Here is a 22,133-nt window from a genome sequence, read left to right as displayed (position 1 = left end):
GCGGCGACGGCGGGACGAGGGGCTGGTCATGGCGAAACAGAACAACGTCTACAAGGAAGCCTACAACCGCTGCCTCGGCCTGCTCGCGGCCGGCGCCAGCCTGCCCTCCGAGCCGGAGCTGGGTGCCGCACTTGAGGTCAGCCGCACCACGGTGCGCTCCATCCTGGCGCGGATGGAGGAGTGCGGGCTCATCGAATGGAACAAGCGCAGCAAGCTGGTGCTGCGCGCGCCCGAGCCCGCCGATTTCTTCCCCGAGGATGAGACCGACAGCCTTTCGCAGATCATCGAGCGCTCCTTCATGCGCCGCCTGCTGGCCGAGGGCGCCCAGGCCGGCATGCAGATCAACGAGCTGGAGCTCGCCCGCGAGATCGGCGTCGGCACCACCAGCGTGCGCGAGTTCCTGATCCGCTTCAGCCGCTTCGGCCTGATCGAGAAGCGCCGCAACAGCCACTGGGTGCTCAAGGGCTTTACCCGCGCCTTCGCGCTGGAGCTGACCGAGATCCGCGAGATGTTCGAGTTGCGCTCGGTCGCCGCCTTCGCCGCGCTCGACGCCGACAACCCGGTCTGGGCCGAGCTCGACGCGATGGAGGTCGAGCACCGCGCGCTGCTGGCCGAGATTTCAACGCGCTATCCCGAGTTTTCGGAGTTGGACGAGCGCTTCCACCGTCTCGTCCACAGCGTCTCGCGCAACCGCTTCATCGTCGATTTCTACGACGTCATCGCCATGATCTTCCACTACCACTACCAGTGGAACAAGGCCGGCCAGCGCGCCCGCAATGAAGCGGCCCTGCACGAGCACCTGGACTACATCGCCGCGCTGAAGTCGCGCCGGCCCGAGGCGATCGAGCAGGCATGCCGCCGTCACCTGAAATCGGCGCGCGAGACGCTGCTCGCCTCGATCCCGGAGAGCTGGCAATAGGCGCCGCACAGGCTGCGCGCCCAATCACGAAAATCATGTCTCCCTCATCCGGTCGGATGAAGTGGAGCATCCGGTGAATAGCTATCCTTCGACCTGCGCACGATCATGAACCTCGTGGCTGAAGAGCCGGCGGGCCCGTCGAACTCCGATCATGCGCACAGCAGAGACGCGCGGAGGATTGCAGCTGATGATCAAGGCGATAATCCAGGTCATGAGAGATGTGGTCGCTCTCCTGACCTTTCAGCGGCCGGGACGCAACGACACCCGGGAGAAGTAGCCTGCGACCCGCTCCGGAAGCGCTTCGCGCCAGGCCGTGGGTCACCACCATCCGCCTGGTGCGTTTCGAGCACGCTTGATGTGCTCGGTGGCCCCTTCCTCGTTCATGGTACCGATGCCGCGGCTTGCGAGCACCCGGACCCGCCAGCCGCACAGCAGCATGAACGCGCCGACGCCGGAAAGCATCAGAGCCGGAAGGCTTGGGCCCGGTTCGAGATAGGCAATGTCCGGCCTGTCGGCATTGTATGCAATCTCGACAGCCTGATGGGGCTGGTAGGTGAGGCACATCTGCTGGTCATGGCCGGCGTTGACGAGCCCGAGAGTATAGGGCTGCACGGCCGAGCCGGTGTATTCCTGGCCCTTGGCGATATAGAAATAGGTGAGGTGCGCCGTGCTCCAGCCCTTCGGATTGTCGGGGGTGCCGATATTGCGGCGATCGTTTTCCGGCCAGACCCGCTCGCAGCCGATGATGGTTGCGTTAACGCGCGGCCATGAGAGCGTCAGCGCGCCCTGAATGGCGGCGTAGGTCCCGAGCGCGAATGGGACCATCCCCAGGACCATGATGTTGCGCCCGAAGGCCATGCCGCCACGATTGGGTTGTTTTCTGCGCGCCATGTTCAGCGGTCCTTTCCGGGCGGGAGCCGAAAGGGATCACATGAGCATGTCGTATTGGTTGCAGAACCCGGCTGCGGCGGGGATGCCGGGGCCCCCGTGTCGCCGACCAGCGCCAGAACTGCCTGTTCCATCCGCTCTCCCCCAATCCCTCCTTTCGGGAGAGTGCATCATTTGCTCGGGGCAGACAAGAAACGCAGCGGTTCGGTCGCGGCAGCGATGACAGCAGCGGCCAACGGCGCGACCCGTTCGCAGTCGCCAGCTGTCGATTTACATGAAAGCTGCAGACCGGGAACGCCTCGCAAGGGGAGCGATGCGCGAGCTCATCCCGGGACAAAAGGACGAAACCGTCCCGCCGGGAAATCGCTTGGTAAACAGTGGGATGGGAAGCCTAAAAAGGCAGATAAATCAATCACCATCTGAAGAGATGGTGCCCAGGAGAGGACTCGAACCTCCACGCCTCGCGGCACACGGACCTGAACCGTGCGCGTCTACCAATTCCGCCACCTGGGCTAGGTGTGCCGCCGATGTAAGCGGACAGCGGTGCCGTGTCAACGCGCTTTTCGGCAAAAAAAGCAAATGAGTGGAAAGTTGCTGTGGGTCGGTCGTTTTGTGTCCGCCCGGGTGTCCCGACCAGCCCCCGAAAAAGGCCGGAAACGCGCACTTTGGGTGCTGTCGGGCGGCGAAGGAACCGGCGGACGGGGGTTCCCCGGCGTCATCCGATGGGGCTTCGGCGGCGGCCGGTGAATCGCTTTGCCGGCTCGAATCACCGACGCAAATGTGAATGAAAAAGGCCCGGCGCAGGGGCCGGGCCTTCGAATTCGATTCGCCGGGCCTTTGCCCACGCGGGTCCTTATGCCGACAGCACTTCCTTCGACGCCACGGTCGAATCGGCGTTGAGCCGGTAGATGATCGGCACGCCGGTCGCGAGCTCCAGCTTGACGATCTCGTCGCCCGACATGCCCTCCAGCGCCATGATCAGCGCGCGCAGCGAGTTGCCGTGGGCGGCCACCAGCACGGTCTTGCCGCGCAGCACATGCGGCTGCATGTCGTGCATGTAATAGGGCCATACGCGCGCGCCGGTGTCCTTCAGGCTCTCGCCGCCGGGCGGCGGGGTATCATAGGAGCGGCGCCAGACATGCACCTGCTCTTCGCCCCACTTGGCGCGGGCGTCGTCCTTGTTGAGGCCGTTGAGGTCGCCATAGTCGCGCTCGTTCAGCGCCTGATCACGGAACGTCTCGAGGTCGCTCTGGCCGGTGGCGTCGAGGATGTACTGGCAGGTCTTCTGCGCGCGCTTGAGCGCCGAGGTGAAGGCGATGTCGAACTTCAGGCCGCGGGCGGCGAGCGTGGCGCCGGCGGCCTTCGCCTCCGCCTCGCCCTGCGCGCTGAGGTCGACGTCGCGCCAGCCGGTGAACAGGTTCTTCATGTTCCATTCGCTCTGGCCGTGACGGACGAGCACGAGGGTTCCGGACATATGTTACTCCCTTGGGATGATGAGATGCGGGTCAGCGGGTCTGCGAAAGGCCCAGCACGTCGCGCATGGAATAGAGGCCGGGCTTGCGGCCGCGCGCCCAGAGCGCGGCCTTGACCCCGCCGCGCGCGAAGATGGCGCGGTCGTCGGCATGGTGCGACAGGGTTATGCGTTCGCCGGTGCCGGCCAGGATGACGGAGTGATCGCCCACCACCGAGCCGCCGCGCAGCGTGGCGAAGCCGATCGCGCCGGTCTCGCGCGCGCCGGTGTGCCCGTCGCGCACCCGCACGCTGTGCTCGGCAAGCTCGATGCCGCGCGCGGCGGCTGCGGCCTCGCCCAGCAGGAGCGCCGTGCCCGAGGGCGCGTCGACCTTCTGGCGGTGGTGCATTTCCAGGATTTCAATGTCGAAGTCTTCCGGCTCCAGCGCCTGCGCCGCCTGCTCCACCAGCACCGCCAGCAGGTTCACGCCGAGGCTCATATTGCCGGACTTGACGATGGTGGCGTGGCGCGCCGCCGCCGCGATCGCCGCGTTCTGCTCGTCCGAGAAGCCGGTGGTGCCGATGATATGGACGATGCGCGCCTGCGCGGCATAGCCGGCGAATTCCACCGTCGCCGCCGGCGCGGTGAAGTCGAGCACCCCGTCGGCCTTGGCGAAGGCCGAAAGCGGGTCGTCGGTGATCTCCACGCCGATCTTGCGAAGCCCCGCCAGTTCGCCGGCATCCATGCCGACATGGTCGGAGCCCGCGCGCTCGACCGCGCCCGCCAGCTTCACGCCCGGCATGGCGTGGATGGTGCGGATCAGCGTCTGGCCCATGCGGCCGGCAGCCCCGACGACGACGAGACCCATGTCGGTCATGCGTTTTCTCCTTCCGGGTTCATGGCGGGCGTTGCGGCGGTTGCGGTGTCGTCCACCAGTTCCAGCCCCTTCTGGTTCTGAAGGCGGTGGAAGCGGGCATAGGTGCCGTGCGGGTTGGCCATCAGCTCGCTATGCGTGCCCTGCTCGATCACCCGGCCGGCCTCCATAACGACGATGCGGTCGGCATTGACCACGGTCGACAGGCGGTGCGCGATGACGATGGTCGTGCTGCCCTTCATCACGGTCGCCAGCGCCTGCTGCACCCGCGCCTCGGACTCGTTGTCGAGCGCCGAGGTCGCCTCGTCGAGCAGCAGGATCGGCGCCTTGCGCACGATGGCGCGGGCGATCGAGATGCGCTGGCGCTGGCCGCCCGAGAGCGTCACGCCGTTCTCGCCCACCGCCGTGTCGTAGCCTTCGGGCTGCTGGCGGATGAAGTCGTCCGCGGCGGCCTGTTCGGCGGCGAAGCGGATGTCGGCATCGCTCGCGTCGGCGCGGCCGTAGCGGATGTTGTCGGCGATCGTGCCCTCGAATAGGTAAGGCTGCTGCGAGACATAGGCCATCGAGCCGCGCAGCGAGCGCTTGGTCACTGTTGCGATGTCCTGCCCGTCGACGGTGATCCTGCCGCCGTCGACGTCGTAGAAGCGCTCCAGCAGCGCCGTCAGCGTGGTCTTGCCCGCGCCCGAGGCGCCGACGATCGCGGTCGTCTTGCCGGCCTCGGCCACGAAGCTCACCTCGCTCAGGACCGGCAGGTCTTCGGAATAGGCGAAGGAGACGTTTTCGAAGCGCACCTCGCCCTTGCCGACCTTGATCTCCACCGCGCCGGGCGCGTCGCCCTGCTGCGGCTTGAGGTCGAGGATCTCGTAGATCATGCGCGCATTGACCAGCGAGCGCTCAAGCCCCACCTGCAGCCGCGCCAGCCGGCGCACCGGGTCGTAGGCAAGCAGCAGCGCGGTGATGAAGGACACGATCGAGCCGGGCAGCGACCCGCCTTGGGTGGCGCGATAGCCGGCATAGCCGATGACGCCGGCCACCGCGAAGCCTGCCAGCACCTCGGCTATCGGCGTCATGCGCTCCGAAACCCTGGCGATCTTGTTCGAGCGCTCCTCGGCATGGTCGATCATCTGGATCATGCGGCGCGACAGCTGGTCTTCCATGGTGAAGGCCTTCACCACGGCGATGCCCTGCGTGGCCTCCTGCATGGAGCCGATCAGCCGCGAATTGATCTCCACCGCCTGGCGCGTGACGGCGCGCAGCCGCCGCATCAGGTAGTTGACCGACAGCACCAGCGGCGGGCCGACGAGGAAGGCGAGCAGCGACAGCATCGGGTCCTGCCAGATCATCACCGTCACCAGCGCCACCAGCGAGACCGCGTCGCGCGCCACCGCCGTCAGCGTCATGGACAAGAGGTCGCGAATGCCGCTGACGTTCTGGTTGATCTGCGCGGCGAGGTGGCCAGAGCGGTTTTCGGTGAAGAAGCCGACGTCGAGCTTCATGAGATGGTCGAACAGCCGGCGCTGGTAGCGGGCGACGAGGTTGTTGCCGACCTTGGCCAGGATCACCGCCTGCGCATAGCCGGCCACGCCACGGATGAGGAACGCCACCACGATCGACACGCAGATCAGCGTGATCAGGTCGGCGCGCTGGCGATAGAAGATGTCGTCGATCACGTCGCGCATGATCCACGCCGGAAACGCCGTGGTTAGCGCGACCGCCACCATGCACAGCCCCGCGATCACGTAGGACCGCACATATTCTCGGCCGTTTTCCGCCAGGACGCGCTTGATCACGGCGACGATCTCGCCGGGCTCGGCTTTCGTTCCGCTTTTTTTCTTGAAGAGGCTCAAATTCGGATCTGTCCGTGCCAATTGCGCTGCCAGGGCAGCGCGCTGCGCCACCCGCCCGGCGATCCTAATAGCGTCATCGCGCCGGCTTGCCTATGGCCGGAATGCGAAACATCGCCGCTGTGGCCACGATGCCGCGAGCGCTCCGGCCATGCCGGCCCCGCGGCGAGAGCCTATTTGCGCCAGCGCCGGCCGGCGGTCTCCACGCCGAAGCGCGAGGGCGTGCGCGCGTAGGCCGCAAGCCCGTTCAGCGCCGCCAGCGGGTGGGTGATGACATAGACCGGCATGCTGCGCAGCAGTTCGCGGTGAGGCGCCTTGTCCTCGAAGGCCTCGCGGAAGTTGCCCTGCTTGAGCGCGGGCACGATCTTCTGGGCGATGCCGCCGGTGAGATAAACGCCGCCGCGGCTCATGAACACCAGCGCGAGATCGCCGGCCGTGCGGCCAAGCGCGGTGACGAAGAATTCCAGCGCCTCCTCGGCTACCGCGTCCGACTCCTCCAGCGCCGCGGCGGTGATCTCGGCGGGGGTGGTGAAGCGCGCCTCCTTGCCGTCCGCGGCCGCGATCGCGCGGTAGGAGCTGACAAGACCGCGCCCGCACAGGATCTGCTCGCCCGAAATGCGGCCCTCGATCGGCTCCAGGTGCGGGAAGATCTCGCGGTCGCGCGCCGTGCGCGGGCCGATGTCCATGTGGCCGCCTTCACCCGGCACCGGAATCCAGCGGTGACAGGCATGGATCAGCCCCGCTACGCCCAGCCCGGTTCCGGGGCCCAGCACCACGCGTCCGGCATTCGGCTCCGGCTCGCCGTCGCCGATCTTTTCCATGTGCTCTTCGCCAAGTGCGGCCACCGCCAGCGCCTGCGCCTCGAAGTCGTTGAGCACCACGATGTCGGAAAGGCCCAGCGTTTCGAACATCGCCTTCGGCCGCACCACCCACGGGCAGTTGGTCAGCGCGATCTCGTCGCCGTCCACGGGGCCCGCCACCGCCAGCACCGCCGAGCGCGGGGTCAGCGAAGTGTGGTCCAGCACTGCCTGCTGGATGGCCTCGTCGATCGAGGCATAGTTGGCGGTCTGCACGACGCGCGTCTCGCCCGGTTCGGAATTGGCGTCGACGATGATGGCGAAGCGCGCATTGGTGCCGCCGATATCGCCGATCAGGATCGGAAACTGCAGCACGGCATAGTCGTCGCTGGCAAAAGACATTCTGTTCGTCGTCCCCAAATTCACGGCTGACCCAGCCGCTTGAGCATCATTTCGGCGGTGGCGTGGTTCAGCGCCAGCGGTATGTCATAGACGATCGCCAGCCGCATCAGCGCCTTTACATCCACGTCATGCGGCATCGGCGTCAGCGGATCAACGAAGAAAATCAGCACGTCGACCGCTCCCTCGGCAATCAGCGCGCCGATCTGCTGGTCGCCGCCCAGCGGGCCGCTTTTCAGCCGTCGCACTTCGAGGTTTGGACAGGCTTCGACGACGCGCTGGCCGGTCGTTCCGGTGGCCACCAGGTCGCATCCCGCCAGGAAGGGCGCGTGAGCGCACGTGAAGGCGACCATGTCGTCCTTCTTTTCGTCATGCGCGATCAACGCCAGCCGGAGCGGTGAAGCCACTTTGAAGCCGATTCCTGTAGCTAAATCGGTTGAAACCTATAGCCAAGGATGTGGCGCGGCGAAAGGGGCCACGCTTGCGCCGCAGTCGAATTTGTGCGCCTGAAAAACCTCACTTCGCCGGGCGCGGCAACGGCAGCGGCACACGGCTCTCCGGCGTCGGGGCAAAGGCGTTGGCGGTGAATGGCGGCGCGCCCACATCGACGGTCGGGTTTGCCGGAGCGGGTGCCGTGGCTACCGCCGACCCGCCGGTGTCGCCGAGCGTCACGGCTGCTTCCGAGGCGGGCGAGGGCGCGTTCAGCACGGCGCGACATTCCTTGGGCAGGCTCGCCATGGTCATCACGTCGCGCGCCTTGGGTGCGTCAGGGTTCTTGTTGGGGCGCCACGGCTCCTCCGTGAACCACCAGGCCAGCGACTTGTCGCAGCCGTCGCCGGGCGGGGTCGCCTCCTGCGCCTTGCAACCCACCGAGCCCGGCTGGCAGCCGATGCGGACGTGGAAGTGGTAGTCGTGGCCCCAGAAGGGACGGATCTTGCGCAGCCAGGAGCGGTCGCCCGTCACCGTGTCGCACAGCTTCTTCTTGATGCCCGGATTGACCAGGATGCGCTCGACCTCCGGATAGCTGGCGGCGCGCTTCAGCAGCCGCTCATGCGCCGGTGTCCAGAGCTTGTCGATCACCCGATGGGTCTTTTCGTCGACCAGCGAGGTCGCGCTCATGTTCTCGCGTTCGGTCGGCGTCAGGCGTCGGCTGGGCATCGGCGTGAACCAGATGTCGGCGTCGAGCCCGATCTGGTGCGAGGCATGGCCGGTCAGCATCGGCCCGCCGCGCGGTTGCGAGATGTCGCCCAGGAGCAGGCCCGGCCAGCCGTCGGCCACCGCATCGTGCGACAGCTTCTCGATCAGCTTGACCATCGTCGGGTGGCCCCAGCGGCGATTGCGCGACAGCCGCATGGCCTGCCAGGTCGGCCCGTCGGTGGCGATCGCCACGCCGCCGGTGAAGCAGCCTCTGGAGTAGAAGCCGTAGGATTTCGGCGAGGTCGCTCCCGGTAGCTTCTGCGCGCCGAACAGGTTCTTGGCCAATTCTTCGGCATGTGCGCGCGGCGCCTCGAGCCCCGAAAGGGTCAGCGCCGCCACGGCCACCGCGGCAATGCGGGTTGCTGCCTTGAGGAAAAAACTCAGTCGCATTGGTTTCCAATCCGGCCTCGAGGCCAAGCTTGAGACGCCTTGGTTAGCGAAGGGTGAACGAATGCTCTCCTGCCTGCTCATACAATAGCCGGCTCCCGCCGGCGATCACCCGCGCTTCATCGGGCTGCGAGCCTCGCCCTCGTTCCAGTTGCCCGCCGCCCACATCGCATCGAAGGCCGTGCGATAGTCCGCATAGCGGAACAGGTAGCCGGCGGCCTTGAGCGCTGCATTGGAGACGCGCTTGTTCTCGCCATAGAAAGACCGGGCCATTGGCGAAAGTTGGGCGGTTTCGAAGGGAATTTCCGGCGGCGGTGTCGCACCCATCAACTTGGCGGCATAGGTCACCACGTCCTGCGGCGGCGCGGGCTCATCGTCGGTCACGTTGAAGATGCCACCCCTGTCCTGTCGCGCGAGCGCCCAGACGGCTCCAGCAATGTCCTCGCCATGGATGCGGTTGAACACCTGGTCAGGCTTGATCAGCCGCTTGGCGGTGCCGTTGGTGAGGTTCACGAGCGCGTTGCGGCCGGGGCCATAGATGCCGGAAAGGCGCATCACCGCCACCGGCAGGCCGCTGTCGACGCCCAGCGCCAGCCACTCCTGCTCCGCCTTCAGCCGCATCACCGAGCGGCGCGAGACCGGCCGGCATTCTGCCGTCTCGTCCACCCAGGCGCCGCCATGGTCGCCGTAGACGCCGACGGTGGAGAGATAGCCGATCCATTGAAGCTTCGGCATGCCGCGCAGGATTTTTTCGCGCGCCGCGTTCAGCACCGGGTCGCCGGCCTCGTCGGGCGCGATGGAGATCAGCAGATGCGTCGTCTCGGCAAGCTCTTCGACCAGTTCATCGGTCAGCGACCCGTCGAAGACCAGCGGCTCGATGCCTGCCTGCCGCAGCGCCTCGAACTTTTCGGGCGAGCGCGTGGTGCCGGCAATCCGGATGCCGGCGTCGGGCTTGGCCCGGCCGACCGCCTTGCCGGAATAGCCGGCCCCGAAGATGACCATCTTGTCCACACTCATACATGTTCCCCGATCGTTTGCGGCTGGCCGGCAGCCAAGTCCCATTCCCGGCGCACCTCGGCGTCGTCTTCCGTCTCCGCCCGTGCTGCAAGCGCCGCAAAATCCGCCGGCTGCATGAGGCGCGACAGCGCCCACACCGCCGCCCCCCGCACCAGCGGCGAGGGATCATCGAGCAGGCTTTCGCAAGGGCCGATCAGCGCCCGGTCGCCCGAATTGCCGGCGGCGATCAGCACGTTGCGGACAAAGCGGTCGCGGCCGATGCGCTTCACCGGCGAGCCGGTGAAGAAGGTGCGGAAGGCCGCATCGTCCATGACAAGAAAATCCGCCAGCTTTGGCGCGAGAAGATCGTCGCGGGCGGCGAGTTTTGCCTCGGAAGCGGCCTGGGCAAACTTGTTCCACGGACAGGCGGCGAGGCAGTCGTCGCAGCCATAGATGCGGTTGCCCATCGCCGTCCGGAATTCGTGCGGGATCGGCCCCTTGTTCTCGATGGTGAGGTAGGAGAGGCATCGCCGCGCATCGAGCTTGTAGGGCGCGGGAAAGGCATTGGTCGGGCAGGAATCGAGGCAGGCGCGGCAGGAGCCGCAATGGTCGGTTTCCGGCTGGTCCGGCGCGATCTCGGCCGTGGTGAAGATGGTGCCCAAAAACAGCCAGGAGCCGAACTGCCGGCTGACGAGATTGGTGTGCTTGCCCTGCCAGCCGATGCCGGCGGCCTCCGCCAGCGGCTTTTCCATCACGGGTGCCGTGTCGACGAATACCTTCACGTCGCCGCCGGCCTGCGCCACGATCTTGCCGGCCAGCTCCTTCAGCCGGCCCTTGATGACGTCGTGATAGTCGCGGTTGCGGGCATAGACGGAGATCGCGCCGCGCTCGGGCATCGCCTGCAGTTCGCGCGGGTCTTCCTCCGGCCCGTAGTTCATGGCCAGCACGATGACGGAGCGAACGCCCGGCCAAAGCGCTTTGGGAGCCGCCCGGCGCGCAAAAGTCTCGGCCATCCAGCCCATCGAGCCGTGAAAACCTTCGGCCAGAAATTCGGCCAGCCGGGCAGGGGCCTGCGGGATCGCCTCGGGCGTGGTCATCGCCACCGCGTCGAAGCCGGCGCGGCGCGCCTCGCGGTCTATCATCTGCCGCAGGCGCTCGCCCTTATCGGGCTTATCAGAAGTCGAGGTCCGCATAGTGGGATACCGGCGAAATTCCGCGCACCCGGTCGCCGAGCAGCGGGCGGAACGAGGGCCGCGACTTCACCCGCGTGTACCATTCGCGCGCCGCGGTGTGGTCGTGCCAGTCGATCTCGCCAAGATAGTCTAGCACGGAAATGGCAGCGGCGGCGGCGAGATCGGCATAGGTGATGCGCGGGCCGGCCAGCCAGTGGCGGGTGCCGGCCAGCCAGTTGGTGTATTTCATGTGCTGGCGGATATTGGCGCGGGCGGCGCGGATGGCGCCCGAGTCCGGCGAGCCGCCGCCCATCTCGTTGGGCATCAGCGGCTTCAGCACGCGTTCGCGCACTAGGTGCTTGGTCACCTCGCCCTCGGTCTTGACCAGATACCAGTCCACCAGCCGGCGGATTTCGGCGCGCTCCATCGGGTCCTCGGCGAACAGGCGCCGCTCGCGCTTCAGCACGCCGCGCGTCTCGTCGAGATATTCTGCGATCACCCCTGCGCCGATGATCGGCACGTCGCCCTCGGCCAGCAGCACCGGCAGCGTGCCGGCGGCATTCAGCGCCAGAAACTCCCGGCGGCGCAGCCACGGCCTTTCCTCGATCAGCGCCAGCTCTTCGCCGTATTCGCCGAAGGCGAGGCGGACGAAACGACAGGAGGCGAACATGGGATGGTGGAAAAGCGTCAGCATGGTTCCGTGGTGAAAACTGCGCTGGTCATTTTTCGGCCGCGCCGGTAGTTCTATCTATGCCCGATTCACAAGGCTGTCATGGCGCATCCGTATAGGGACAGTTCCGCGCCGTGACAAGCAAGCCCCGCCGTTCCCCGTATCGTCGAGATCCCCATGGAACATCAAACCATTATCGAGGCCCTGCTGCTTGGTCTGCTTGAGGGCTTGACCGAGTTCATCCCCGTTTCTTCCACCGGCCATCTCCTGCTGGCCGGCCATTTCCTCGGCTTCGAGTCGACCGGCAAGTCCTTCGAGGTGCTGATCCAGCTCGGCGCCATCCTGGCGATCCTGGCCGTCTATTTCGGGCGGCTTTGGAAGATCGTCACCGACCTGCCGGGCGACGCGCGCACGCGGCGCTTCGTGGTCGGCATCCTGCTGGCCTTCCTGCCCGCGGCCGTCATCGGTGTGATGGCGCATGGCTTCATCAAGACGGTGCTGTTCGAATCGCCGATGCTGATCTGCATCACGCTGATCGTCGGCGGCATCGTGCTGCTCGGCGTCGACCGGCTGAAGCTGACGCCGAAATATCACGACGTTATGGATTTCCCGCTGCCGGCCTGCCTGGCCATCGGCTTCTGCCAGTGCCTGGCGATGATTCCGGGCACCTCGCGCTCGGGCGCAACAATCGTCGGCGCGCTGCTGATGGGCACGGACAAGCGCTCGGCAGCCGAGTTTTCGTTCTTCCTCGCCATGCCCACCATGGCCGGCGCCTTCGCCTACGACCTATTCAAGAACCGCGACGTGCTGTCGGCGGCCGACCTGCCGATCATCGCGGTCGGCTTCGTCGCCGCCTTCGTTGCCGGTTTGTTCGTCGTGCGCCACCTGCTCGACTACGTGTCGCGCCGCGGCTTCGCCCTGTTTGCGTGGTGGCGGCTGGTGATCGGCTCCGTCGGCCTTGCCGCACTGCTGGCCTTGCGCTGAGTTTTTTCGCCCGGATCCGGGCCCGGCCGGCGCTAAGCTTCGGCCGGGTTTTCCCGGGCAAATGCCCGCAAACGCCTCCCTAAATCACCCGCAGCAGGACGACGTCAGCATCGCCGCGATGTTCTTGTCCTCGTCGGGATATTCGTCGTGGCGCTTCACCCAGTCCATCGCGCTCTTCTCGTCGCGGCCCTTGGGCGTGCGGTCGAGGATGGCATAGGTGCTTATCTTGTCCTCGTCGCCGCGCGCATATTGCGAGAAGGTGCGGTAGATGTTGCCGTCCTCGTCCTTGTAGAACACGGACAGGCCGGGCATCTCGTCCATTTCGAACGTCATCGGCGCGTGATTGTAGATCGCCTTGCCGTTTGCGATGTCCTCTTTTCGGAACGACACGCCGAAATCAAAATTGAAGTCGCTGCCGAAGGACGACACCCAGTCGAACTTCCAGCCCATGCGCTTCTTGTAGGCCTCGATCTTGGACAGCGGCGCGCGTGAGACGGCCACCAGCGTCACGTCATGCTGCTTCAGGTGCTGGTTGGCACCGTCGATATGGTCGGCGCCGAAGGAGCAGCCGACGCAGCCCGCCTCCCAGTCCGGGCCGAACATGAAGTGATTGACAATCAGCTGGCTGCGTCCGGCGAACAGCTCGGCCAGCGTCTTTTTCCCCTGCGGCGTGTCGAACACGTAATCCTTCTCCACCCGCGTCCAGGGCAGCGCCTGGCGCTCGGCGTTCAGCCGGTCGCGGTGGCGCGTATATTCCTTTTCCTTCACCAGATGGGCCTTCTGGGCTTCCATCCATTCCTGCTGCGAGACGACTTTATGCGGTTCCATCTGTCTTCTCCCTTGGTGGATATGCGATCAGGAAAACTGCCTCTCCAATTTGTCGAGCGCCCCCGTCCAACCCATGCGGTGGCTGTCGCGCGCGGCCTCGTCGAAGAACTGCTCGTGGTGCAGCGTCAGCATGGTGCCGTCGCCGTCGGGCCGCAGCGTCACCGTTACCAGCGACTCGCGCTCCGGCGTCGAGCGCCAGGCCCAGCTGAACACCAGCTTCTCCGCTGGCACCACTTCGCGATACACGCCGCGCACGTCGAATTCCTCGCCGTCGGCGCCGCGAAAGACGATACGGAAGCGGCCGCCGGGGCGCACATCGGTCTCGGCCAGCACCGGTTCGTCGTCCTCGCGCGGTCCCCACCAGCCCATGATCCGTTTCGGCTCTGTCCAGGCGGCGTAGACCTTTTCCGGGGCTGCATTCATGCGGCGTTTCAGCGTCAGGCTTGGCTTGTCCAGCATCATTCCTCCTCAACGAATTTGGCCAGTCGGTCGAGGCTGCCGCTCCAGAAGCGCTCGTAGCGGTGCAGCCAGTTCATCGCTTCTTCCATCGGGCCTGCGTTCAGCCGGCAGGCCACGGTGCGCCCGGTCTTGGCGCGGCTGATCAGGCCTGCGTCCGACAGCACGTCCAGATGCTTCATCACCGCGGGCAGCGACAGCGGAAAAGGCTGCGCCAGCTCGCTCACCGAAAGGCTTTCCTGCTCCTCCAGCCGGGAAAGCATAGCCCGCCGGGTCGGATCGGCAAGGGCGGCGAAGATGCGGTCGAGGTCGGGCTCTTGAAACTTAACCATGAGGTTAAGTATTGGGCCGCAGCCCTCCGCTGTCAAGCGCGTGGTCGCAATTTCCCGGGCGCTCGCCCGGGACGGGTTTCACAAGCTGTCAGTATCGACACGCGCTCCGGCGCGCCGCCGCAGCACCCAGCGCGCCACCAGCCAGCACAGCATCGCCCAGGCCGCACCCGCGCACCATCCGGCCGCCACGTCGGAAGGCCAGTGCACGCCGAGGTAAAGCCGGCTGAAGCCCACGATCAGCGTCGCCAGTACGGCGACCGTCAGCACGTAGATCTTGGTGGCGCGGTCGGGCAGCGTCTGTGCCAGCAGCGCGCCAAGCGTCAGGAAGGTCACGGCCGACATCATCGCGTGGCCGCTGGGGAAGCTCAGCGAGTGCACCTCGGCCAGGTGCGGCACCACGTCCGGGCGCGGACGGTTGACGCCAAGCTTCAACAGGCTGCTCAGCACCTGGCCGCCGTCCACCGCGACGAACACGAAAAGCGCCGCCAGTGGCTTTCGCTCCACCAGCAGATAGAAGATCGCGGCTGCGGTGATGAACACCAGCACGGCTGCGCTTCCAAGGCTGGTCAGGTCGCGCATGGCATCCGGCAGCCAGCGCGGCCCGATCGGCGTGGCGAGATCGCCCGGCGTGCGCAGCGCCAGCAGGATCTCGGTGTCGAAGCCGTGCGGGGCGCTGTCGCGCGCCAATTCCATGAGCTCCACGAACCCCCACAGCCCGCCCGCCACGACCAGCGCCGCAAGCAGGACGGTGAATTCGACCTTGCCGAAAAGGCCCCATGATGTCCGCATGGCAATTCCCTTGGTCAGTCGCCTTGCGAGCTAGCACAAAATGGCCGCATCCATAAGCCACGCCTTACGGCGGTGGAGTTTATCTCGGGCGAGGCGCGACCGAATGATGCCGGATAATGCCTACTGCCCACCGGCCTGCGGCCCGAGCGTGATGAGGCCGACGGCCAGGATGGCGAGCACGATGCCGCCGCTCTGCACTGCGCTCAGCCTTTCGCCGAAGAAGGCCAGCGCGATCACGTTGATCGCCACCAGCTGGATGATGGCCGACAGGCTGAAGGCCGAGGCCATGCCGAATTCGCGCACCAGGCGCAGCATCACCAGGTTGCCCGCCGAATAGAGCGCAAGCGTCAGCGCGAGCTTGCCGATGCCGGGCGTCAGCGCCCAGGATTTGGCGCAGGTCGCCGCAAGCAGGAAGATCACCGTCGAGGCGGCAAGCTGCACAAAGCCGAATAAGCTCAAGTCGTTCTCCGCGGGCATGGTGCAAGGCGCCACATCGGCGCCCGGCTGGAAACTCCGGCCCGTCCACCCGATCTGTCTGGCAAAGCCGCCGCGCGCCGTCAAGGTGCCGCCGCCCGGACCACTTGCCACGGCCGCCTGCCTGCTGGTCCAGCGGCTTGTCGCGCTCCTCCCGCGCGGATACCTCTTTGCCGATCGGGATTTGCCGGCGCAGTGCGCCTCAAGGGGAGTGGGAACAAACATGTCGGAACTGAAGACGGCCATCATCACCGCGGGCGGCAGCGGCATGGGCGCGGACGCCGCCCGCAAGCTTGCCGAGGAAGGTTTCCAGGTCGCCATACTGTCCTCGTCGGGCAAGGGTGCTGCACTGGCCGAAAAACTCGGCGGCATCGGCGTCACCGGCTCCAACCGCTCCAACGATGATCTCAAGCGCCTCGTCGACGCCACGTTTGCGAAGTGGGGCCGCATCGACGCCGTGGTCAACAGCGCCGGCCACGGGCCTCGCGCGCCGATCCTGGAGATCAGCGACGAGGACTGGCAGCTCGGCATGGAGACCTATCTGCTCAACGCCGTGCGCATCGCCCGCCTGGTCACGCCGGTCATGCAGGCGCAGAAGTCGGGCTCCATCGTCAACATCTCGACCTATGCCGCTTTCGAGCCCGAGGCGCTGTTCCCGACCTCGGGCGTGTTCCGCGCCGGGCTCGCCGCCTTCACAAAACTGTTCGCCGACAAATACGCGCCCGACAATGTGCGCATGAACAATGTGCTGCCAGGCTTCATCAACAGCCTGCCGGAAGCCGGCGAACGGCGCGAGCGCATCCCCATGGGCCGCTACGGCCGCGTGGAGGAGGTGTCGGAGCTGATCGCGTTCCTCGCCAGCGACAAGTCGAGCTACATCACCGGCCAGAACATCCGCATCGACGGCGGCATCACGCGCTCGGTGTAGCTCACCCCCGCCGGCTGCGCGAGATCGCCTTGGCGATCTGGCCGGCCTGCCGGACCGAGGCGTAGAAGCAGCCGCGGATGCTGGGCCGCATGCCGAGGAACCACAGCCCCGGCGCGTTGGGATGGTCTGAGCCGTTGACCAGCGGAAAGCCCCGCTCGTCCAGCACGCCAAGCTCGCCCACCAGCTTTTCCAGCCCGGTGCGGTAGCCGGTGGCGGCGATCGTCACGTCGGGGTGGATCGTGCGCCCATCGCTCAGCACCACGCCGCCGTCGGCCAGAAACTCCCGCACCGTCGGCACCACCTTGATGCGGCCTGCCTTGATCGCATCCATCGCGCCGTCGTCGGCCGCGATCGCCGTGTAGTCGGAGCGCAGCCGGCTCACCCCGCCGCCCGGCGCCTTGGGCAGGCCGTGGCGGGTCATGTCGCCCCACATCAGCCGCTGCGTGGTCCCCACCACGGCATCCGCCAGCCAGCCCGGCAGCGCGTTGGTGATGGGGGAGAATTTATGCACCGCCACCTTGGCGATGCGCTTGGGCAGGATCGAGGGTCCGTTGCGCGCGGCAAGCCAGAGCTGCCCGGTTTGGGCGCGGATCAGGTGATTGAGCAGGTCGAAGCCCGAATTGCCGGCGCCGATCACCAGCACCGACTTGCCGGCAAAATCCGCCGCCTGGGTGAAATCGGCGGCATGGATCAGCCTGCCGCCGAATGTCTTCGCGCCCTTCCAGTCCGGCATGTAGGGGTGCTTGTCGCGGCCGGTCGCCACCACCACGTCGCGCGCCAGCCATTTGGTGCCGTTTGCCCGCACCGCCCAAAACCCGTCCTGCCGCGAAATTGCGTCGACCGTCACGCCATATTCGATCGGCAGCCTGTGGTGTTTCCCGAAGGCGGTGAGATGCTCGACCAACTGATCGCGATGGGGAAATGCCGGCGTGCCCTTCGGAAAGGTCAGGCCGGGCATGGCCGAGAGGTCGCGATGGGTGTTCAGCGTCAGGTTCTTGTGCCGGCGCCGCCACGGCTCGCCGATGCGCGCCTCCTGTTCCAGGATCACCGACGCCACCCCGGCCTTGCCCAGCGCATGCGAAGTTGCCATGCCGGCCGGCCCCGCGCCGATCACGATCACCCGTTCGACATCAGTTGAAGACATGCAACTCTCGCTGGAATTTGTGCCGGTCGGCGCGCTGTTGCGATCTTTGTGGCGCAGCCGAAGATTTTGAGCAAGAGTGCCTTTGCCGGCCAATGAAGATGCGGGGGCATCTTCTTGCAGCGGCGGCACGGGGACTTGACGAAAGCATGCGGTTCCTACGCAAGAGTTTCGACGCCTACTTGGACAGGCGCGCGCCGGTCGTGCCGCGCGCGGAGCTGGCACTGGAGGATCGTCTGGGTGTGGTGCGGCGCCATGGCGATTTCTCGCTCGCCTATTCCACCGCGATCCAGGACGATCTGTCCTATTTCGGCGATACCGACGGCTACATCGCCTTCGCCACCAAGATGGGCAGCCACTTCGCGCTAGGCGATCCGGTGGCCGCGCCTGCCGAGAGGGCGGCCCTCATCCGCGGCTTCGTCGCCGCCGCCCGCGACCCGTGGTTCGTCCAGATCGGGGCAGCCACCGCCGCCACGCTGGCCGATCTCGGCTTTCGCATCAACCGCATGGGCATCGACACCCGCCTGCCGCTTCCCGCGCATGATTTTTCCGGCACGCGCAACGAGACGGTGCGCTATTCCGAGCGCTGGCTGCTCAAGCGCGGCTTTTCCATCATCGAGGAGGAGGGCGACGGTGGCTCGCTCGGCCATATCGAGCGCCTGTCCGCCGATTGGCTGGCCGAGCGCGTCGTCAAGCGCTGGGAGATGCGTTTCCTCAACCGGCCTTTCAGGGCGCGGCTTGGCCATGGCATGCGCCGCTTCGTGCTCGCCGACCCCGATGGCAGGACGGTGGCTCTGCTCGACTTCGACCCCATCCACAGCGGCGGCGAGGTCGTCGGCTACACCACCGCCTTCAAGCGCAAATTCGCCGGCACCACGCCGCATGCCGAGATCGGACTGACAAAATTCGCGGTCGATCGCTTCCGCAAGGAAGGGCACAGCATCGTCACGCTCGGCCTGTCGCCGCTGGCCGACATCCGCGAAAGCGGGTTCGACGAAAGCCGTTTCTGGCGCTCGATGTTTTCTCGCGCCTACGATTCCGGCCGCATCAACCGGCACGTCTTCAACCTGCAGGGGCAGGCGGCCTTCAAGCGCCGTTTCCACGGCGAGGAGGAGCCGACCTACATCGCCTTCAAGCGGGGAACCCCGCTCGAGGTCATGGCGCTCTTGCGCCTGTGCAAGGCGGTGTGAGGGGAAGAAGAGATAGCTGGAGCCACCCTCGTGGTTCGAGGCTCCGTTCCGCTTCGCTCCACTGCGCACCTCACCATGAGGGTGGGGGCGTGCCGCTGCCATTCTTGAGCATGGGGGTTGCGCCGCCTCCCTCATCCTGAGGAGGCGGCGTGAGCCGCCGTCTCGAAGGGCGGACCCATCGTGAGGGTGGGACTTGCCGCCGCCTCGCCCAAACATTGATTTCCATAGCTCCTACGTTGAAGGGTAACATAGCGGCGCTTCAGTAGCCCTCATGGTGAGGTGCCCGGCCCGCACTGCGTCGAACCTGTTGCTCAACCCATGAAGGCCGGGCCTCGAACCACGAGGGCGCCAGGCGCGCCCAAAGTTCCGGGAGATCAGCAAATATCTTTGAGAGGCCGGCCATGCGCACGTTGCCCATCGAACGATACACCCACGACCACGTCTTCCTCGGCGAGCATCACGACCGCAATGCGCGCCGCACCTACATGGTCATCGCGCTGACATTCGTCATGATGGTGGGCGAGATCGCCGCCGGCCTGCTCTTCGGCTCGATGGCGCTTCTGGCCGACGGCTTCCACATGTCGACCCACGCCGGCGCGCTGGCCATCGCCGCGGCGGCCTACGCCTATGCGCGCCGCCATGCCCATGACGAGCGCTTTGCCTTCGGCACCGGCAAGTTCGGCGAGCTTGCCGGCTACACCAGTGCCATCGTCCTGGCGGTCATCGCTCTGATGATCGGCTACGAGTCGGCGACGCGGCTCGTCGCGCCCGTGCCGATCCGCTTCAACGACGCCATCGCGGTGGCGGTGCTCGGCCTTGGCGTCAATCTGCTCAGCGCCTGGCTGCTGTCGGGCGGCGGCGACCACGATCACGGGCATCACCATGATCACGCCCATCATCACGCCCATGTCGATCACAATCTGCGGTCGGCCTATCTGCATGTCCTTGCCGACGCCATGACCTCCGTACTCGCCATACTCGGCCTGCTCGCCGGCAGGCTCTACGGATGGATCTGGATGGATGCGGTGGTGGGCATCATCGGCGCTGCCGTCATCGCCAGCTGGTCCTGGGGCCTGCTGCGGTCTTCCGGCGCCGTGCTGCTTGACGCCCGCGCCGACGATGGGCTCGCTGCCGAAGTGCGCCGTCGTCTCGAACGCGAAGGCGACCGCGTCGCCGACCTGCATCTGTGGCGGCTGGGGCCGGGGCACATGGGCCTGATCGTCTCCATCGTCTCGGCACTGCCGCAGCAGCCGGAAAGCTACAAGGCCCTCCTTGCCGGCCTGCCCCGGCTTTCCCATGTCACTGTGGAGGTCCACGCCGCATAAAGCGGCTCTTGCGCCGCGAGACCCCGCTCGCGGCGCTTGTGGAAGGCCCGGCCCCCTGCTAAATGCGCGGCCATGACCACACCGCTCGATCACATCCGCAATTTCTCCATCGTCGCCCATATCGACCATGGCAAGTCCACGCTCGCCGACCGGCTCATCCAGATGACCGGCGGCCTCGACTCGCGCGAAATGGCGGGCAAGGAGCAGGTGCTCGACAATATGGACATCGAGCGCGAGCGCGGCATCACCATCAAGGCGCAGACGGTGCGCCTCAACTACAAGGCCAAGAACGGCGAGGACTACGTCCTCAACCTCATCGACACGCCCGGCCACGTCGACTTCGCCTATGAGGTGTCGCGCAGCCTGGCGGCCTGCGAAGGCTCGCTCCTCGTCGTCGACGCCAGCCAGGGCGTCGAGGCGCAGACGCTGGCCAACGTCTACCAGGCCATCGACAACAACCACGAGATCGTCGTGGTCTTGAACAAGATCGACCTGCCCGCCGCCGAGCCCGAGCGCATCAAGGAGCAGGTCGAGGAAGTCATCGGCATCGACGCCTCCCAGGCCGTCATGATCTCGGCCAAGACCGGCATCGGCATCGAGGACGTGCTGGAGGCGATCGTCAAGCAGCTGCCGCCGCCGCGCGAGGGCGACGCCAAGGCGCCGCTCAAGGCCATGCTGGTCGACAGCTGGTACGACGCCTATCTCGGCGTCATCGTGCTGGTGCGCGTCATCGACGGCGTGCTGAAGAAGGGCCAGACCATCCGCATGATGGGCACCGGCGCAAAGTATCCGGTCGAGCGCACCGGCTTCTTCACGCCCAAGATGATCCAGGCCGACGAGATCGGCCCCGGCGAGTTCGGCTTCATCACCGCCTCGATCAAGGAAGTGGCCGACACCCGAGTCGGCGACACCATCACCGAGGACCGCCGCCCCACCGATCACGCCCTGCCGGGCTTCAAGCCGGCCCAGCCGGTGGTGTTCTGCGGGCTGTTCCCGGTCGACGCCGCCGACTTCGAGGACCTGCGCGGCGCCATGGGCAAGCTGCGCCTCAACGACGCCTCGTTCTCCTTCGAAATGGAAACCTCCGCCGCCCTCGGCTTCGGCTTCCGCTGCGGCTTCCTCGGCCTGCTTCACCTCGAAATCATCCAGGAGCGGCTGGAGCGCGAGTTCAACCTCGACCTCATCGCCACCGCCCCGTCGGTCGTCTACCGCATGGTCATGAACGACAGCGAGGTGAAGGAGCTGCACAACCCGGCCGACATGCCCGACGTGGTCAAGATCGCCCACATCGAGGAGCCGTGGATCCGCGCCACCATCCTCACGCCTGACGACTATCTCGGCAGCATCCTGAAACTGTGCCAGGACAGGCGCGGCATCCAGGCCGACCTCTCCTATGTCGGCAAGCGCGCCATGCTGGTCTACGACCTGCCGCTCAACGAGGTCGTCTTCGATTTTTATGACCGGCTGAAGTCGATCTCGAAAGGCTATGCCAGCTTCGACTACCACCTCACCGACTATCGCGAGGGCGACCTGGTGAAGATGTCGATCCTGGTCAATGACGAGCCGGTGGACGCGCTCTCCATGCTGGTGCACCGCACGGCAGCCGAAAAGCGCGGCCGCGTCATGTGCGAGAAGCTGAAAGAGCTGATCCCGCAGCACATGTTCAAGATCCCGATCCAGGCCGCCATCGGCGGCCGCATCGTCGCGCGCGAAACCATCTCGGCGCTGCGCAAGGACGTCACTGCCAAATGTTATGGTGGTGACGTGTCGCGTAAGCGCAAACTTCTGGAAAAGCAGAAGGAAGGCAAGAAGCGCATGCGCCAGTTCGGCAAGGTGGACATCCCGCAGGAAGCGTTCATCCAGGCGCTGAAGATGGGCGATAACTAAGAGCCCAGCGCCCTCGTGGTTCGAGGCCCGGCCTTGCCGGGCTCGCGGAACTATAATTGGCGCTCTGCGGGCCGGGCACCTCACCATGAGGGCTACTGGAATGCCGCTGCGCTAACCTTCAACGTTCGAAATACGAGAACAATGTTTAGTGGGCATTGGCGCGCCCCCACCCTCACGATGGGTGCGTCCTTCGAGACGGCGGCTTT

The 22,133-nt window shown here is 66.2% G+C and carries 22 protein-coding genes and 1 tRNA gene; 6 read left to right on the top strand and 17 right to left on the bottom strand.

Translation table 11 applies throughout. The features are described from left to right. The first annotated feature begins 28 nt into the window (after positions 1-28). A complete protein-coding gene (locus ABLE85_RS08425; RefSeq protein WP_348792265.1) occupies positions 29-919 on the top strand; it encodes a GntR family transcriptional regulator in 891 nt (296 codons plus the stop codon). A 318-nt stretch (positions 920-1,237) separates the two neighbouring features. Here ABLE85_RS08425 and ABLE85_RS08420 read toward each other — a convergent pair whose 3' ends face one another. The 11 genes from ABLE85_RS08420 to ABLE85_RS08370 form a co-directional block, all read right to left on the bottom strand. Beyond that, the gene (locus ABLE85_RS08420) at positions 1,238-1,810 is read right to left on the bottom strand and encodes a DUF3592 domain-containing protein (RefSeq protein ID WP_348792264.1); all 573 of its coding nucleotides are present in this window, start codon (positions 1,808-1,810) and stop codon (positions 1,238-1,240) included. A gap of 425 nt (positions 1,811-2,235) precedes the next feature. Further along, a tRNA-Leu gene (locus tag ABLE85_RS08415) sits at positions 2,236-2,320 on the bottom strand. A 340-nt stretch (positions 2,321-2,660) separates the two neighbouring features. Continuing rightward, positions 2,661-3,281 (bottom strand): 2,3-bisphosphoglycerate-dependent phosphoglycerate mutase, encoded by a 621-nt coding sequence (locus ABLE85_RS08410; protein WP_348792263.1) that lies wholly within the window; start codon positions 3,279-3,281, stop codon positions 2,661-2,663. Positions 3,282-3,312: 31 nt separating this feature from the next. After that, positions 3,313-4,134 (bottom strand): 4-hydroxy-tetrahydrodipicolinate reductase, encoded by an 822-nt coding sequence (dapB, locus tag ABLE85_RS08405; RefSeq protein WP_348792262.1) that lies wholly within the window; start codon positions 4,132-4,134, stop codon positions 3,313-3,315. Further along, positions 4,131-5,978: an ABC transporter ATP-binding protein gene (locus ABLE85_RS08400; RefSeq protein ID WP_348792261.1), complete on the bottom strand. Its 1,848-nt coding sequence runs from the start codon at positions 5,976-5,978 to the stop codon at positions 4,131-4,133. The genes dapB and ABLE85_RS08400 overlap by 4 nt, the downstream gene beginning before the upstream one ends. 170 nt (positions 5,979-6,148) lie before the next feature. Further along, positions 6,149-7,174 (bottom strand): glucokinase, encoded by a 1,026-nt coding sequence (locus ABLE85_RS08395; protein WP_348792260.1) that lies wholly within the window; start codon positions 7,172-7,174, stop codon positions 6,149-6,151. 20 nt (positions 7,175-7,194) lie between these two features. Beyond that, complete coding sequence (locus ABLE85_RS08390; protein WP_348792259.1) at positions 7,195-7,578, bottom strand: methylglyoxal synthase; 384 nt, start codon at positions 7,576-7,578, stop codon at positions 7,195-7,197. Between the two features lie 109 nt (positions 7,579-7,687). Beyond that, the gene (gene mepA, locus ABLE85_RS08385; RefSeq protein ID WP_348792258.1) at positions 7,688-8,758 is read right to left on the bottom strand and encodes a penicillin-insensitive murein endopeptidase; all 1,071 of its coding nucleotides are present in this window, start codon (positions 8,756-8,758) and stop codon (positions 7,688-7,690) included. A gap of 105 nt (positions 8,759-8,863) precedes the next feature. Further along, a complete protein-coding gene (locus ABLE85_RS08380) occupies positions 8,864-9,772 on the bottom strand; it encodes an SDR family oxidoreductase (protein WP_348792257.1) in 909 nt (302 codons plus the stop codon). Further along, positions 9,769-10,944, bottom strand: a complete 1,176-nt coding sequence (gene queG / locus ABLE85_RS08375) for a tRNA epoxyqueuosine(34) reductase QueG (RefSeq protein ID WP_348792256.1) — start codon at positions 10,942-10,944, stop codon at positions 9,769-9,771. The genes ABLE85_RS08380 and queG overlap by 4 nt, the downstream gene beginning before the upstream one ends. Further along, a complete protein-coding gene (locus ABLE85_RS08370; RefSeq protein WP_348792255.1) occupies positions 10,925-11,617 on the bottom strand; it encodes a glutathione S-transferase family protein in 693 nt (230 codons plus the stop codon). The genes queG and ABLE85_RS08370 overlap by 20 nt, the downstream gene beginning before the upstream one ends. 153 nt (positions 11,618-11,770) lie before the next feature. Here ABLE85_RS08370 and ABLE85_RS08365 point away from each other — a divergent pair, with 153 nt between their 5' ends. Then, positions 11,771-12,577, top strand: coding sequence for an undecaprenyl-diphosphate phosphatase (locus ABLE85_RS08365; protein WP_348792254.1), 807 nt, complete (start codon positions 11,771-11,773; stop codon positions 12,575-12,577). 84 nt (positions 12,578-12,661) lie between these two features. On the opposite strand, the gene ABLE85_RS08360 is transcribed toward ABLE85_RS08365, so the two are convergent. From ABLE85_RS08360 to ABLE85_RS08340, 5 genes are all read right to left on the bottom strand, one after another. Beyond that, positions 12,662-13,405 (bottom strand): thioredoxin family protein, encoded by a 744-nt coding sequence (locus ABLE85_RS08360; RefSeq protein WP_348792253.1) that lies wholly within the window; start codon positions 13,403-13,405, stop codon positions 12,662-12,664. Positions 13,406-13,432: 27 nt separating this feature from the next. Continuing rightward, the gene (locus ABLE85_RS08355) at positions 13,433-13,864 is read right to left on the bottom strand and encodes an SRPBCC domain-containing protein (RefSeq protein ID WP_348792252.1); all 432 of its coding nucleotides are present in this window, start codon (positions 13,862-13,864) and stop codon (positions 13,433-13,435) included. Beyond that, positions 13,864-14,193, bottom strand: a complete 330-nt coding sequence (locus tag ABLE85_RS08350; RefSeq protein WP_348792251.1) for a metalloregulator ArsR/SmtB family transcription factor — start codon at positions 14,191-14,193, stop codon at positions 13,864-13,866. Before ABLE85_RS08350 ends, ABLE85_RS08355 begins: the two co-directional genes overlap by 1 nt. A 78-nt stretch (positions 14,194-14,271) precedes the next feature. Further along, positions 14,272-14,982: a phosphatase PAP2 family protein gene (locus ABLE85_RS08345; protein ID WP_348792250.1), complete on the bottom strand. Its 711-nt coding sequence runs from the start codon at positions 14,980-14,982 to the stop codon at positions 14,272-14,274. A 120-nt stretch (positions 14,983-15,102) separates the two neighbouring features. Continuing rightward, on the bottom strand, positions 15,103-15,441 hold the full coding sequence (locus tag ABLE85_RS08340; protein ID WP_348792495.1) for a hypothetical protein: 339 nt from the start codon (positions 15,439-15,441) through the stop codon (positions 15,103-15,105). Between the two features lie 238 nt (positions 15,442-15,679). On the opposite strand from ABLE85_RS08340, the gene ABLE85_RS08335 reads away from it, so the two are divergent. Further along, the gene (locus ABLE85_RS08335; protein ID WP_348792249.1) at positions 15,680-16,384 is read left to right on the top strand and encodes an SDR family oxidoreductase; all 705 of its coding nucleotides are present in this window, start codon (positions 15,680-15,682) and stop codon (positions 16,382-16,384) included. A 1-nt stretch (position 16,385) separates the two neighbouring features. On the opposite strand, the gene ABLE85_RS08330 is transcribed toward ABLE85_RS08335, so the two are convergent. After that, on the bottom strand, positions 16,386-17,528 hold the full coding sequence (locus ABLE85_RS08330; protein WP_348792248.1) for an NAD(P)/FAD-dependent oxidoreductase: 1,143 nt from the start codon (positions 17,526-17,528) through the stop codon (positions 16,386-16,388). A gap of 146 nt (positions 17,529-17,674) precedes the next feature. Between ABLE85_RS08330 and ABLE85_RS08325 the strand changes: the two genes are divergently transcribed. The 3 genes from ABLE85_RS08325 (at position 17,675) to lepA (ending at position 21,927) form a co-directional block, all read left to right on the top strand. Continuing rightward, a complete protein-coding gene (locus ABLE85_RS08325) occupies positions 17,675-18,715 on the top strand; it encodes a phosphatidylglycerol lysyltransferase domain-containing protein (RefSeq protein ID WP_348792247.1) in 1,041 nt (346 codons plus the stop codon). A 401-nt stretch (positions 18,716-19,116) separates the two neighbouring features. Then, positions 19,117-20,040, top strand: a complete 924-nt coding sequence (gene dmeF, locus ABLE85_RS08320) for a CDF family Co(II)/Ni(II) efflux transporter DmeF (RefSeq protein ID WP_348792246.1) — start codon at positions 19,117-19,119, stop codon at positions 20,038-20,040. Positions 20,041-20,112: 72 nt separating this feature from the next. Continuing rightward, positions 20,113-21,927, top strand: coding sequence for a translation elongation factor 4 (gene lepA / locus ABLE85_RS08315; protein WP_348792245.1), 1,815 nt, complete (start codon positions 20,113-20,115; stop codon positions 21,925-21,927). Positions 21,928-22,133 lie beyond the last annotated feature (206 nt).

Source organism: Mesorhizobium sp. KR1-2 (assembly GCF_040045035.1).
In the GTDB taxonomy this organism is placed as follows: Bacteria; Pseudomonadota; Alphaproteobacteria; order Rhizobiales; family Rhizobiaceae; genus Pseudaminobacter.
The sequence above is the reverse complement of the archived record's forward strand: the minus strand, read 5'-3'. Positions and strand labels throughout refer to the sequence as shown.

Excerpts from the sequence above, each read along its gene's own strand:
- ABLE85_RS08395 (WP_348792260.1), bottom strand. The coding sequence starts at position 7,174 with ATGTCTTTTGCCAGCGACGACTATGCCGTGCTGCAGTTTCCGATCCTG.
- queG (WP_348792256.1), bottom strand. The coding sequence starts at position 10,944 with ATGCGGACCTCGACTTCTGATAAGCCCGATAAGGGCGAGCGCCTGCGG.
- ABLE85_RS08325 (WP_348792247.1), top strand. The coding sequence starts at position 17,675 with ATGCGGTTCCTACGCAAGAGTTTCGACGCCTACTTGGACAGGCGCGCG.
- dmeF (WP_348792246.1), top strand. The coding sequence starts at position 19,117 with ATGCGCACGTTGCCCATCGAACGATACACCCACGACCACGTCTTCCTC.
- ABLE85_RS08370 (WP_348792255.1), bottom strand. The coding sequence starts at position 11,617 with ATGCTGACGCTTTTCCACCATCCCATGTTCGCCTCCTGTCGTTTCGTC.
- ABLE85_RS08410 (WP_348792263.1), bottom strand. The coding sequence starts at position 3,281 with ATGTCCGGAACCCTCGTGCTCGTCCGTCACGGCCAGAGCGAATGGAAC.
- ABLE85_RS08350 (WP_348792251.1), bottom strand. The coding sequence starts at position 14,193 with ATGGTTAAGTTTCAAGAGCCCGACCTCGACCGCATCTTCGCCGCCCTT.
- lepA (WP_348792245.1), top strand. The coding sequence starts at position 20,113 with ATGACCACACCGCTCGATCACATCCGCAATTTCTCCATCGTCGCCCAT.
- ABLE85_RS08380 (WP_348792257.1), bottom strand. The coding sequence starts at position 9,772 with ATGAGTGTGGACAAGATGGTCATCTTCGGGGCCGGCTATTCCGGCAAG.
- ABLE85_RS08360 (WP_348792253.1), bottom strand. The coding sequence starts at position 13,405 with ATGGAACCGCATAAAGTCGTCTCGCAGCAGGAATGGATGGAAGCCCAG.
- ABLE85_RS08365 (WP_348792254.1), top strand. The coding sequence starts at position 11,771 with ATGGAACATCAAACCATTATCGAGGCCCTGCTGCTTGGTCTGCTTGAG.
- ABLE85_RS08355 (WP_348792252.1), bottom strand. The coding sequence starts at position 13,864 with ATGCTGGACAAGCCAAGCCTGACGCTGAAACGCCGCATGAATGCAGCC.
- mepA (WP_348792258.1), bottom strand. The coding sequence starts at position 8,758 with ATGCGACTGAGTTTTTTCCTCAAGGCAGCAACCCGCATTGCCGCGGTG.
- ABLE85_RS08420 (WP_348792264.1), bottom strand. The coding sequence starts at position 1,810 with ATGGCGCGCAGAAAACAACCCAATCGTGGCGGCATGGCCTTCGGGCGC.
- ABLE85_RS08335 (WP_348792249.1), top strand. The coding sequence starts at position 15,680 with ATGTCGGAACTGAAGACGGCCATCATCACCGCGGGCGGCAGCGGCATG.
- ABLE85_RS08330 (WP_348792248.1), bottom strand. The coding sequence starts at position 17,528 with ATGTCTTCAACTGATGTCGAACGGGTGATCGTGATCGGCGCGGGGCCG.
- ABLE85_RS08345 (WP_348792250.1), bottom strand. The coding sequence starts at position 14,982 with ATGCGGACATCATGGGGCCTTTTCGGCAAGGTCGAATTCACCGTCCTG.
- dapB (WP_348792262.1), bottom strand. The coding sequence starts at position 4,134 with ATGACCGACATGGGTCTCGTCGTCGTCGGGGCTGCCGGCCGCATGGGC.
- ABLE85_RS08425 (WP_348792265.1), top strand. The coding sequence starts at position 29 with ATGGCGAAACAGAACAACGTCTACAAGGAAGCCTACAACCGCTGCCTC.